Source organism: Bacillus sp. AFS037270, from assembly GCF_002585305.1.
In genome coordinates this window covers 47,188-59,942 of the sequence record NZ_NUNF01000016.1, presented here as the reverse complement: position 1 = coordinate 59,942, position 12,755 = coordinate 47,188, and the positions used below count along the sequence as shown (strand labels likewise).

The 12,755-nt window shown below is 37.8% G+C and carries 11 protein-coding genes; 1 reads left to right on the top strand and 10 read right to left on the bottom strand.

The annotated features are described in order from the left end of the window. Positions 1 to 57 precede the first annotated feature (57 nt). The 7 genes from COD92_RS08705 to COD92_RS08675 all read right to left on the bottom strand — a co-directional run bounded on the left by COD92_RS08705 (position 58) and on the right by COD92_RS08675 (position 10,311). Positions 58 to 1,632, bottom strand: a complete 1,575-nt coding sequence (locus tag COD92_RS08705) for an ABC transporter substrate-binding protein (protein ID WP_098528259.1) — start codon at positions 1,630 to 1,632, stop codon at positions 58 to 60. A 72-nt stretch (positions 1,633 to 1,704) separates the two neighbouring features. Next, positions 1,705 to 2,607: a carbohydrate ABC transporter permease gene (locus COD92_RS08700; protein ID WP_098528260.1), complete on the bottom strand. Its 903-nt coding sequence runs from the start codon at positions 2,605 to 2,607 to the stop codon at positions 1,705 to 1,707. Positions 2,608 to 2,622: 15 nt separating this feature from the next. Continuing rightward, positions 2,623 to 3,519 carry an ABC transporter permease gene (locus COD92_RS08695; protein ID WP_098528321.1) on the bottom strand — a complete coding sequence of 299 codons (897 nt, stop codon included), beginning with the start codon at positions 3,517 to 3,519 and terminating at the stop codon, positions 2,623 to 2,625. 721 nt (positions 3,520 to 4,240) lie between these two features. Further along, positions 4,241 to 7,384, bottom strand: a complete 3,144-nt coding sequence (gene lacZ, locus COD92_RS08690) for a beta-galactosidase, LacZ type (RefSeq protein ID WP_098528261.1) — start codon at positions 7,382 to 7,384, stop codon at positions 4,241 to 4,243. Between the two features lie 198 nt (positions 7,385 to 7,582). After that, a complete protein-coding gene (locus COD92_RS08685) occupies positions 7,583 to 8,620 on the bottom strand; it encodes a LacI family DNA-binding transcriptional regulator (protein WP_098528262.1) in 1,038 nt (345 codons plus the stop codon). Positions 8,621 to 8,743: 123 nt separating this feature from the next. Then, complete coding sequence (locus COD92_RS08680) at positions 8,744 to 9,514, bottom strand: IclR family transcriptional regulator (RefSeq protein ID WP_098528263.1); 771 nt, start codon at positions 9,512 to 9,514, stop codon at positions 8,744 to 8,746. Further along, entirely contained in the window at positions 9,511 to 10,311 is an 801-nt protein-coding gene (locus tag COD92_RS08675) for an IclR family transcriptional regulator (RefSeq protein WP_255286568.1), read from the bottom strand. Before COD92_RS08675 ends, COD92_RS08680 begins: the two co-directional genes overlap by 4 nt. Positions 10,312 to 10,428: 117 nt before the next feature. On the opposite strand from COD92_RS08675, the gene COD92_RS08670 reads away from it, so the two are divergent. Further along, positions 10,429 to 11,640, top strand: a complete 1,212-nt coding sequence (locus COD92_RS08670) for a 4-hydroxybenzoate 3-monooxygenase (protein WP_098528264.1) — start codon at positions 10,429 to 10,431, stop codon at positions 11,638 to 11,640. 110 nt (positions 11,641 to 11,750) lie between these two features. Here the strand turns inward: COD92_RS08670 and COD92_RS08665 are convergent, their stop codons facing one another. The 3 genes from COD92_RS08665 to COD92_RS31865 form a co-directional block, all read right to left on the bottom strand. Then, entirely contained in the window at positions 11,751 to 11,990 is a 240-nt protein-coding gene (locus COD92_RS08665) for a hypothetical protein (RefSeq protein ID WP_141561089.1), read from the bottom strand. A gap of 174 nt (positions 11,991 to 12,164) precedes the next feature. After that, complete coding sequence (locus tag COD92_RS08660; RefSeq protein WP_098528266.1) at positions 12,165 to 12,362, bottom strand: hypothetical protein; 198 nt, start codon at positions 12,360 to 12,362, stop codon at positions 12,165 to 12,167. Further along, a complete protein-coding gene (locus COD92_RS31865; RefSeq protein ID WP_176541091.1) occupies positions 12,359 to 12,502 on the bottom strand; it encodes a hypothetical protein in 144 nt (47 codons plus the stop codon). Before COD92_RS31865 ends, COD92_RS08660 begins: the two co-directional genes overlap by 4 nt. Positions 12,503 to 12,755: the final 253 nt, after the last annotated feature.

Sequence of the window (12,755 nt, the reverse complement as noted above, 5' to 3'; positions counted from 1 at the left end):
TAAAGGGCTATCAAACATTGATGATAGCCCTTTTTTTCCTTTACATTCAATCTCTCATTAATTACCTTCAACCTGTTTTTTAAAGGCATCCATTTGCTTTTGGATTTCTTTTAAGACCTTATCATAACCTGCGTCTTTTAATCTCTTACGGAAATCTTTTACCGCTTTTTCTGGATCACCAGCTTTACCAAATGCAATGGCTGGTACCATTTGTGCTGTCACTTGTGATAGAGCAGAAATTTCAGCTTGTACAGGGGTGCTATCAAACACAAATCGGCCATATGGGTAAGGCTTCTTAATTTTATCGTACTTCGCATAAATCTCAGAAATTCCATCATATGAGTCGGCACTTGGGATTTCATACTTGTCCATACGACCGCCCCAGAAGTTGGTAGAGAATTGATCCTTTGTTTCATCATAACCCGCAGGTTGAACCCGTTTTCCGTCTTTAATTTCGTATTGTACACCTTCAATACCATAGCTCCATAATCGATAAAGCTCCTGGTCATTTCGAATTAAATCATATACCATTAGGGCACGCTCAGGATTTTTACTATGAGCTCCAACAGCCATCGCACCATGTGTAATGGACGTTGAAATTAAGTTGTTCCGTGTATCAGACCAAGCAAACATATCGATCGCTGAACCCGGTTGTTTCACGTCCATTTGCGGGCGAAGACCTGAGAAGGTTTGGGTATGATGCTGGTCAGCACCTGTTTTTCCTGCTTGGAATTCGGCTCTAGTGTCCCCTTTATAGTTCAATACGTCCTTACGCCAATAGCCAGCATCTCCCCATTGTTTCATCAACTTCGCATAGTCTACAAACGTATCAGTGAAAATCGGACTCATCACATCATACTTTTCATCATAGGATTTAGCCCAGTAAATTGGGAACACGCCTGTCGTGATTGGCAATTCAATCGCATCTGAATAAGAAGTTGTGTATCCCCATGCAGTGGTCACGTTTGTTCCTTGTGCATCCCAAGGAATGACACCTGGCTTGTTGTCTTTAACCCCTTGGAAGTATTTACCCAGTGTTTCAAAATCGCTAATATGTTCATTGATTCCAAATTCTTTTGCCCAATCTGTCCGGTAGAAGAATCCGTGGTTAACCCATTGAGTATATTGGTCCTCAGGAATCATGACAATTTTGCCCTTGTACTTTGATTCCTCCCAATCAGCTTTGGGAACCTCTGCCCATGTCTTAGGAGCATATGTTGGGAGAAGCTTGGTAAGATCCATGAAAGCACCTTTTTGTGCATTTCCCCACGCATCTAACCAGTCAGTAGCTGTGATGACTAAATCAACAGGTTCTCCAGATGCTAGAGTTAGATTATATTTTGTCATATAATCAGCCCATTCAATCCATTTTAATTGAATCGTAGCGTTTACTTTTTCTTTTAATTCAGCATTCACTTTTTCCAATACTTTTTCTACTTGTCCATTGGTTGGTTTATCCCCCAATACCATCATGGTTACGGTTACAGGTTTGGAGGTATCAATTTTTCCATTTTTGTCTACCTTTGTTCCAGTGTTTTCTGAACTGGTTTTGCTTGAGCCACTACAGGCTGCGAGACTGAAGGTCAACATCATGATTATGACCAGTGCCAGGATTTTTTTCATCTTAGACATTCTATTTCCCCCTTAAGTTTTTAAAATGATTACTCTCTATGAAACGAGGAAAGTTCCTCGGGTCATATTTCATTACCCCTTAACTGCACCAACTGTAATTCCTGTAATAAAATACTTTTGTACAAACGGATAAAATAGAATAACCGGTCCAGTAGCTACAACAGCTGTTGCCATTTTCATAGATTCCAATGGTACATCTTGTGGTGGCACATTGGAGGATGCTGCTGAATTCCTGATAAAGTCAGCACTCGTAATCACGTTATAAAGAAACAGCTGTAGCGGTCTATATTCCATATTAGGTGAAAGGAAAAGCATGGAATTATACCATTCATTCCAATACCCAAGGGCAATGAATAGTCCGATTGTCGCCAAGGCTGGAGTAGACATAGGTAGAATAATTCTTAAAAAAATGGTGAAATCTCCCGCACCATCAATCTTCGCAGATTCCGTAATCTCGTGTGGAATCGACTTTGTGAAGGATTTCATCATAATAATTAGAAAAGGACTCAGCAATCCTGGCAGCAGTACTGCCAAGTAATTATCTTTAAGATGCAGATACTGCGTAATTAATAGATAAAACGGGACAAGACCACCTGAAAAAAGGGTTGTAAAATAGATATAAAATGAAATCTTATTACGATACAAGAAATCCTGGCGCTGCAAGGCATAACCTGTCATTGCGACAATAAACAAACCTACCGCAGTCCCTACAATCGTAATACCCAACGTTACGATATAGGATCCAATGACAAGTCTTGGATTCTGGAAAACGATCTCATAGGCAAATGTAGAAAACTCTTTAGGCCATAAAGAAAATCCATGGTCCATAATAGACTTCTCTGTTGATAAAGAAGACGATATGATCAAGATAAAGGGCAAAAGACAAGATAGAGCAAAAACGCCGATAAAGCCATATCCAATAATACGAACCATTATAGTAGACACATCTATATTTCGTCTGGCCGTATTTTCCATAAATACGTCCCTCCTTTAAAATAATGAGTTATCTGGTGAAACCTTTTTAATAATCCAGTTAGCCACTAGGACAATAACGAGGCCAAAGAAAGATTGATATAAACTTACAGCACTTCCTAATGAGAAGTTAAAGTTCGTCATCAATGTTCGGAAGACATAGGTTTCAATAATATCTGTGGTAGGATAGAGCATGGTATTATTTGCCCCAACCAAGTTATAAAACAAACCGAAATTTCCTTTTAATACTCCACCTAAAGAGAACAATAGTAAAATGATGAAAGTTGGCTTAAGCCAAGGAATAATGATGTATCGAATACGCTGGAAGGCATTAGCGCCATCGATTTCTGCAGCTTCTATAATAGATTTATCTAGACCCATAATGGCAGCAAAATAAACGATTGATCCATAGCCTGTGGATTGCCATAGGAATGTAATGACAATAATATAAGGCCAAATATGTGGATTAGAATAAGTTTGTACTGGATCCAATCCAAACATTTTTAAAAATGAATTTAATAAACCATAATCGTAACTAAGTATGTTATAGGCTAAAAGTCCAACTAGTACTGCGGAAATAAAGTGTGGTAAAAACATAATCGTTTGTGATACTTTTTTGAACCATTTATTTGTCAGTTCATTAAGCATGATGGCTACTGCTATTTGTAGGAAATTACCTAGAACAATGAAAGCTAGATTATAAGCAATTGTATTAAAGGTTAACTTCCACAAATCACCGGTCATGACCAAAAAGCGAAAATTATCAAGGCCTACGAAAGCGCTTTTAAAGATTCCAAGTGAATAATCATAGTTTACGAATGCAAGGTAAAGTCCCGGCATGGGCAGATAAGCAAAGATAGCAAAGAAAATAATCGCAGGCAAACACATAAGAAGAAGGGTTCGGTTCTTCCACATTCTTTTAAATGCGGACTCTTTTGTTTTTGTTTGTTTTTCAACAATAGGTGTCGGTGATTCCACAGTAACAGTTTTCAAATAAATCCCTCCTAAACAACATATTTTGACCTATAAAGCGGCAAACCAGTATACAAAAACAAGCGACAATGTGATCTAGCAGATTACTAATCTAGTACCTGAAAAAAACTTTCTTTTAAGAAACAAAAAGATTTGGATAGGATATATGGCATATACCAATATCAATTAACCAGGATAATTGAAATGGGTTTCAAAAACATCCCCACAAGTATTCACATTCGGTTATTCTGTTCTTGTTTATTATGTATGTTCTAGCAGATAATGAAATGGGTTTCATTTAATTGAGATAAAAGTAATATCTTGTGAGGAATAACATAGAAGTCTTTATAATTCTTGGTTGTAAGCGGTTACCTGTCTTCATTATATTCCTGCGCCTACTAAATGTAAATACTGTTATTTTGATAATTTAAACTATTTTTAAAATTGTCATTATTAAAATCATAATTAAGTTACACAGACTTTTTAGGTAATCCGCTTGAAATAACATCAAATAGAAATGGGTTTCAGGACGATATCAATAACCGGTTTAGACGATGTTCCCTTGGCTAAGAATAAATAGTCCAAGGGAACACACTAACTCTAAAGCGGTAGGTCGTACCTAGTGATCGGAACGTCCTGATTGATCAAAATCACAAGACTTGGGCTATAAATCCTTTACACTAATTCCCTTAAGTTTGAATGTATAAGAGTAGCATCGATTGGCAAATAGCGTGAATTCAGGATGTGTTTTTTGCCCCCAGCTATCATCTCCGCCTACGCCCATTTGTTTATAATTAATCCGTACCACCGTCTTTACGCTTGGTGGTAATTTATATCCGTGATCATGTTCTTCAAGCTCAAATGGAGTATATGGTAAGGCATTCACCTCAACTGTAGGGCTTCCAATTATCTTTAACCCTGCCCCCTGTTGATCGGATAGTACAGCCCATCTTACGCCTGTTTTATTGCCGCATTCCTGAGGTTTTAAGTATGGTACATATTGATCTTTTACTTTCCCCGTATATAATCCAATTTTTGTGCCTTTTTCTTTATCCCAATAATTTTCATATGGGCCTTTTCCATACCAAGTGATGGTGTCAAATCTGCCATCTAATGTTGTCATCATTCCAACCTCTGGCAACTCAGGAAGATCGTTCCCTGGTTGTAGTTGATAGTCTACTGTTATTTCTCCATCACCCGTAATGGTGTAAACAACCTTGCATATAGATAATGTTGTTGGCAAACTGTATTCGGTTGTCACTACCGTAGTCGAAGGACTTTTCACATCCACTAAAAACGATGTCAGAACTTTATTCATCCCCGCATCTCTCCAAACAGAGCTGCGTTCATGCAATTTATTCCCACGGTCATTATCTGTCATTGCACGCCAAAAATTCAGACCTAATCCATTCTCAAGTAGAAGGATACCATTGAATCTATAAGACTCTAAATCCCCAGTGGTTTTATTAAAAACAACAGTAAAGCTAGCACCATTTATCGTTACATAATCTTTTTCTTGTCGTACTTCTGTTTTAGGTAGGTTGATAGGTAAACTTGCTGATTCTGTTTTCGAAGTAGGAATTACAAATTGTTCAAAAGCAACTTCATGGCCCTTCTGAGCCCAAAGCGTATTATTTTTCAAATGCAGGCTAACCGTTAAAATGTATTCATCTGACTGTTTACAGACTTCTGGAAGAGAGTAAGCGAGTTGAATCGTTTTGGTGGAGCATGGATTTACCTCTATTTCACCAGTCCCCTTTTGGATGAACACACCATTTTCTGCTAGCTGCCATACTAGTTCGTACTCTCGAAGGTCAGTAAACAGATAGTTATTCACCACATCAACACGACCTTCTTCCAGATTATTGGCTGTAAAACGAACATTCTGATAGCACTTTTTAACCTCGATAATCTTTGGTGAAATCGTACCATCGGCAAAAATCAAACCATTCCCTGAAAAATTACCATCATGAGGTGTTTCTCCAAAGTCACCACCATAGGCTAAGTATGGTACACCATTGTTCGTCTTTGTTAGTAATGCTTGATCCTTCCAGTCCCAAATAAATCCACCCTGAAGAATAGGATATTTTTCGAAGAGGTCTGTATACTTATAAAGGTTTCCACAAGAATTTCCCATCGCATGGCTATATTCACATAGAATGTATGGTTTCGGATTTTCTGCGTTCTCGGCATATTCAGCATATTTCTGCACACCTTCAGGATTTACATACATCGTGCTTTCAATATCTGAAGCTGCTTCTGATTTACGGAAATGGAAAATCCCTTCATAATGAACGATTCTAGTAGGATCATTTTTCTTTAAAAAATCATGCATTTTAATAAAATTATCCCCGCCAAATGATTCATTACCAAGGGACCAAATAATAATTGAAGGATGGTTTTTATCTCGTTGAAACATGGAATTACATCGATCAAGGACGTTTTCCCGCCATTCAACCTTGCTTCCTGGTACCGTATCGCCTTCATCTTTTTGCCCATACTTCCATGTCCCATGGGTTTCAAGATTCGTTTCATCAATCACATACAAACCATATTGATCACATAATTCGTACCAAAACGTATTATTTGGATAATGGGAAGTACGGACGGCATTAATATTATGCTGCTTCATTAGTTTAATATCATTAATCATATCCTCATAACCAACGGCTCTCCCTTTATCCGCTGCAAACTCGTGACGGTTTACACCTTTGAGGACAATTCGTCTGCCGTTGATTTTCATGAGACCGTCTTTTATTTCAAATGTTCGAAATCCAACCTTACAGTTTTCCGTTTCTTGAATGATTCCGCTTTCATCTTTTAAAATGAAAACCAGTGTATAAAGGTACGGTCTTTCTGCACTCCATTTAAAAGGATTTGCTATATGTGTTGAAGCATGAATCGAAATAAAGGATTGATTATTCATATCCACCTTTATTTGAAGAGAGTCCTCAAAAACAGGATTGTTATCTTGGTCATAAAGCATTGCTTCGACTGTATAACCATTCACTACCTGCTCAAACGCATTTTTAATTTTGGCTTCGATTTTTAATTCGGCATCCTTATAATCTTGATCGAACTCCGTGGTCACAAAGAAATCATTGATATGAACTTCTGGAGTTGAATACAGATAAACATCACGAAAGATTCCACTCATCCTCCAAAAATCCTGGTCCTCTAACCAGCTCGCATCACACCAACGATAGACCTCTACTGCTAACTTATTTTCGCCGTCAATTAAGTAAGGTGTTAAATCAAACTCTGCTGGTGTAAAGGTATCCTCACTGTATCCAACAAGTTCTCCATTCACCCACACATAAAAGGCTGACTCCACTCCTTGAAAGCTGATATAAACCGGTTGGTCCTTCCAATCCTCTGGAATCGTAAAGTTCCTGATATACTGACCAACAGGGTTATATTTTGTTGGAGCAAAAGGTGGCTTTATATCTTCTTTTCCTTCCCAAGGATATCGAAGATTTGTATATTGAGGATAATCATACCCTTGTAACTGCCAGTGTGCCGGCACCTTGATTTCATCCCACTCACTAGCATCATAAGCCTCTTTAAAAAATGCTTGATTTCTTTTTTCAGAATTCTCATAAAATGCGAATTTCCAGTTTCCATTTAATGAATGATAAAATTCAGACGAAGTTCGGTCCCCTTTTATTGCTTCCTCAACTGTTCTGTACGGCATTAATGTTGCATGAGCATCCAATCGATTTAATTGAAAGATCTCGGGGTTGTTATTCCATTCGGGATATCCATTTTTAGGTGGAGTATACTTATATTTATTCAGTTGTTTGAGCATAAAAATACCTCTCTTCCATACATTTAAATTCGTAATTTCTCCATTCATGAAACCCATTTCAAAAATTATTAAAATAATAATGGAATATTAATCATCTATTATAGTAAAATTGAATACTATCAATTAATATTCCAAACCTTACGAAACCCATTTCATTTTTATCGTACCCCAAATTATGGAAGGGTGCAATCATTTATTTTATGATTCTGAAAATAATTTACAAGAATCCCTCAATACGAGTGATGTTGGAACGACCGTTTCTTTCTCTGCTTCATTCTCATTAATTAAATCTACTAAAACATTGATAGCCGTCTGACCCAGCTGATCATAATTCTGGCTGACTGTCGTAATTCCTGGAGGAAAATGCTGCGCTAAATAAATATCATCAAAGCCAACAATGGAAACATCATCTGGAACTTTTAACCCAAATTTAGTAAGAACCTTTATGACCCCTATTGCTACTAAATCATTGGCACAGATAACCGCTGTAGGTCTTTCTTTTAAATAAAGCAATTGAGCAGCCACTTCTTCACCAGATTCAATATTAAACCCAGTACCAAAAATCCAATCTTTGTTGACGCCTAACCCTTTAGATTTCATGGCTTTCACAAACGTATTCTTTTTCACGTCCGTTGAACTAATTCCTTCCAATCCACCTAGAAAACCTATCTTTTTATGTTTTAGATTTACTAATAGTTCAACAAGCTTTTCAATCCCTGACTCTTCATCTGTTCTAACCATATGGGCATCCACCCCAGCCATTTGACCGTTCACAAAAACAACCGGAATTCTTTCCATCACTTTCTTCATTTCTTCCGCATATTCTTGATCGGTGTCTGTATCATTAATTCTTCCGCCCAGATAGATGATCCCATCCACTTGTTTTTCTATTAAACTTTGTAAGTATTTTGATTCATTTGCTGAGTTGTTCATCGTATTGCACAAAAAAGTTGTATACCCTAATTCCAATGCATGTGCTTCACATTTTTGAACCAGTGTTGAAAAAAATGGATGATTGATGTCTGGCAGGATAAAACCAATCGTTTTCGATTGCTTATGTAATAAGCTCCTTGCTAGACTATTAGGTCTAAAATTATATTTTTCAATTACATCTACTATCTTCCGCATTGTTTGAGGCCGCACTTTTGCATTTCCGGTTAAGACTCTCGAAACAGTAGCTGGAGATACATTAGCTTCTTTGGCAATGTCATATATAGTTATATTTTCCTTTTTCATAACTTTCCTCCATCGCTAATGATTTCATTGCATTCAAGAAGGAAGAATGAAACCGATTTCAACTAAATTGTAATCCTATAATAGCCACAAGTCAATATATTGTTTAACCACTCTTTGAGCAAATCAATTTTGTAAGCTTTTTGTCACTTCATCGGCCGCTTGCTGTACTTGTTTTATTAATTTGGGAATAGTTCGCTCATTTATTCTAGTTATAGGTCCTGCGATACTAACAGCGGCTATTGGTTTGCTTTTACTATTCCTAACAGCAGCTGCGATCGACACAACCCCTTCATGAAGTTCTTCCTTACTCACCGCATATCCTTTGGATCGGATTGTATGTAATAACTTTTTTAACATCATAGGATTTGTAATTGTTTGTGATGTATAGGATATTAGTCCCCTCTCCAACACCTGTTCAATAGTGGACTCTTCTTGATACGCTAACAAAACTTGTCCAGTGCTCGTACAATGAAGCGGACTTCTCCTCCCAGCATGCGACAATAAATGGACGGGATGTGCACTATCGATTTTCAGGAGATACATCAGCTGAAATTTTTTAATAATACCAATATGGGCTGTTTCACCCGTCCTCTCTGCTAGTTTCTCTATATGATTGAGTGACAAATGATATAAATTTTCCTTTTTAATGAGCGTCTGTCCCAAAGCTAATAAAGATGCTGCTAGACGGTAGGATTTAATGGATGAATCCCTGACAATAAAGCCTTCTACCATCAATGTATGAACTAAGCGAAACGCCGTACTTTGCCCTATTTCCAAACGGCTTGCAATATCCTCTAATTGTAATTCAGGTTCTTCCAAGGAAAATAGATTGAGAAGACGAAGAGCATTTCTAAAAGACGAGTAATGATAACTATTCGTAGCAGGATACCTCAATGTTCTGACCACTCCTTTTCAGGAATATTTCCTAATCTCAGCGATACTTCATTTGCTGCCTCCATGACCCTTCCAGTAAACCTATTAATTTCATGATTTTGAATACGGTCCCTTGCCCCGACAACACTGACGGCCGCTACTACTTCACCCGTGTAGTCCCTAACTGGAGCTGCAATACTTATAACATTGTCATGCATTTCATCGATACAGATGGAATATCCTTGTTCTTTAATTTGACGTAATTGAACGATTAGTTGCTCAGGGTCTGTCTGGCTGTTTGGTCCCATTCGTGGAAGACCTTCCCTGATGATGCTGTCAACTATATTCTTTTTCCCAAATGCCAATAAAACTTTGCCAGCACTTGTACAAGATACCGGATTTTTTTTTCCAATCGATGATAAAAGAGGTACTGGATTCGAGCATTCGACTTTATGGACGTAGGTAATTTCTATTCCTTCTAAAATAGCAACATGAGCCGATTCCCCTAAATCAAATACTAATTTTTTTAATATGTCTTTCGATTCTCGGTGGATTTCTAAATCGGAAGTAATCACGCCACTAATAGAAAGTAACGAAAATCCAAGACTATATTTATTCCCTTCTTTTTGTAAAAAACTTTCAGCAGTTAAATCGGATATTAACCTGCTAACTGAACTTTTATTCATTTCAAGTGCATTGGCAATCTCAGTGATTCCCCAAACAGGTTTTTCAATTGTAAAAAGTTTTAGAATTTGTAGTCCATTTTGGACCGATTGTAAAACAGATGTTTTTTTATTAGTCGGAATGATACAAATCACCTCAAAAGATTTAATTTGTTCCGTATATAAGAAGTTAACACTACTATTCAGAATATTTTAATTATATTATATCTTTATCAAAATATAAAACGCTTTCAAATAAAGGAGCTGGAAAAATTGAAAACACAAGTTGGGATTATCGGGGCCGGCCCAGCTGGTCTTATTCTTGCACAACTACTTCATCTACAAGGCATTGATTCTGTTATCTTAGAGCGTAAATCAAGAAATAATATCGAGGGAACCGTAAAAGCCGGTATTTTAGAACAAACGACGATTGATATTTTAAGAGAAATGGGTGTCGGCGACCGAATGGATCGAGAAGGTCATTTTCATAATGGCAACTACTTTCAATTTAATGGTCAAAGACGCCATATTGATTTAAAAAAATATTCTGGCGGCAAGCAGGTTGTGGTCTATCCACAGCATGAAGTGATAATCGACCTGGTCAATGCCCGCTATGAAAATGGCAAAGACATTATCTTTGACGTAGAAGATGTCACCCTACATGATATCGATACAAACCAGCCGAAAATAAGATACCGTAAAAATGGGTTGGACGAAGAGCTTGTTTGTGATTTTATTGCAGGATGTGATGGCTATCATGGACCAAGCCGTCTTGCGATTCCTGATAATATCAGAAAAGAACATGTTCATTTTTATCAGTATGGCTGGTTAGGAATCCTCTCCGATTCAGCACCAGCAGCGGATGAATTAATTTATGCGAGTCATGACCAGGGGTTTGCCTTGCTTAGTACACGTACACCTATTTTACAGCGTCACTATCTGCAGGTAGACCCATTTGATGATATTGCCAATTGGTCGGATGATCGAATATGGTCAGAATTAACCGCACGAACTAAAACAAATGATGGCTGGCAGGTGCCAGATGGACCGATTAATTCAAAAGGAATTTTTCAAATGCGCAGTTTCGTTTGTGAGACGATGCAATATGGCCGCCTCTTTATTGCCGGTGATGCTGCTCATACGGTACCGCCTACAGGTGCCAAAGGACTTAACCTTGCCGCTACGGATGTAAAAGTAATGTCGCGTGGAATTACCGAGTTTTATCAGGATGGCAGTACAGATATACTGGATCGTTATTCGGAAATTTGTCTTCGTCGTGTTTGGAAGGCAGAACGTTTCTCTTATTTCATGACAAGACTTCTCCATACCAATCCTAAATTTGATTCCTTTGAACGGGGTGTTCAGCTGGCAGAACTAGATTACTATACCTCATCTGAAGCTGGATTAAGTACGATAGCTGAAAATTATGTGGGCTTGCCGATTCAATGGGAGAAAGCTGGGGATTTTATGGCTTTAATCAAATAAAAGGAGGGTTGGTTTTTGGGTAATATCGGTAAAAAAGCCAATGTTGTTTAAAAATGAGCCAATGATGGCAGTAAATCGGCCAATGTGTGCAAATATTGAGACTATCTAGCCTAAAAATCATCCAAAACCCTTAGAAATTCAGCAATCAAATATTTAGGCACTAAAAAAAGGAATTTGACTCTGATCAAATTCCTTTTTCTTGAATTACTGTTTATTGCATCTTCTAAGAACACCTTTAAAGGCTTCTGATACTCTTCTTCCGCAACCGCATACGCCTTAGTATGCCCCGCTCCAGGCACAAACCAAAGAACTTTTTTACTCTTAGAAGCATGATAGATTTCATAAGCCATCTCAGTTGGCACCAGAACATCCTTGTCTCCGTGGTTGATAAACAAAGGTAATTTATTTTTCTTGACGCTCTCTAGTACTGAAGCCTCTTCAAATGTATGAATACCCTGCTCAGAATTTAGTAATCATACTTGTCACGTCCATGATTGGAAATGCTGGAGGGTGATAGAGATACTTTAATTGATGGACAATTCGGCCTTGACCGTTTTATAACCACTGTCCTCGATAATTCCTTTTACTTCACTTGGCACATTTTCTCCTGATGTCATTAAGTCTGTTGCTGCTCCCATTGAGAACCCATGCAGGAAGATCGTATTTTCGGTCTTTTCTTTTATTAAAAAATCAATCCAATTGATATAATCCCCTTTACTCATGCCATGACCTCTAGCATCAGATTTAACACATCATATTTCAGGTCGTAGTAATACTTTGTAAACCCTGGCATTTGTTCACTGCTGCCTTTATAGCCATGCGCTAAAATGACAGCTTTTCCGTGGGAGTTTGGGTTCTTCAAGTAGCGCCCTTTTAGGGTTAACCCATCAAAGGATTTGATTTGGAAGACTCAAATTTCTGCTGCTCGGTCCAATTAATAAGCGCTGCGATTTTGTCTTACTGTTCTTTTGTTCCTTCTATGTTTGCTGCGGCTGCACTGCTCCCGCCATCATGCAGTTAAGGAGGTCCTTCTTGGCTTCTTTTTGTGCCGACATTATAAAAATAGTTTCACGCAACTCCGAGCCCTATGACAATATTTGGACAAGAGAAATACC

Coding starts and splice junctions, on each gene's coding strand:
- COD92_RS08695 (WP_098528321.1), bottom strand. CDS start 3,519: ATGTGGAAGAACCGAACCCTTCTTCTTATGTGTTTGCCTGCGATTATT.
- lacZ (WP_098528261.1), bottom strand. CDS start 7,384: ATGCTCAAACAACTGAATAAATATAAGTATACTCCACCTAAAAATGGA.
- COD92_RS08685 (WP_098528262.1), bottom strand. CDS start 8,620: ATGAAAAAGGAAAATATAACTATATATGACATTGCCAAAGAAGCTAAT.
- COD92_RS08700 (WP_098528260.1), bottom strand. CDS start 2,607: ATGGAAAATACGGCCAGACGAAATATAGATGTGTCTACTATAATGGTT.
- COD92_RS08665 (WP_141561089.1), bottom strand. CDS start 11,990: ATGGCTTATGAAATCTATCATGCTTCTAAGAGTAAAAAAGTTCTTTGG.
- COD92_RS08705 (WP_098528259.1), bottom strand. CDS start 1,632: ATGTCTAAGATGAAAAAAATCCTGGCACTGGTCATAATCATGATGTTG.
- COD92_RS08660 (WP_098528266.1), bottom strand. CDS start 12,362: ATGAGTAAAGGGGATTATATCAATTGGATTGATTTTTTAATAAAAGAA.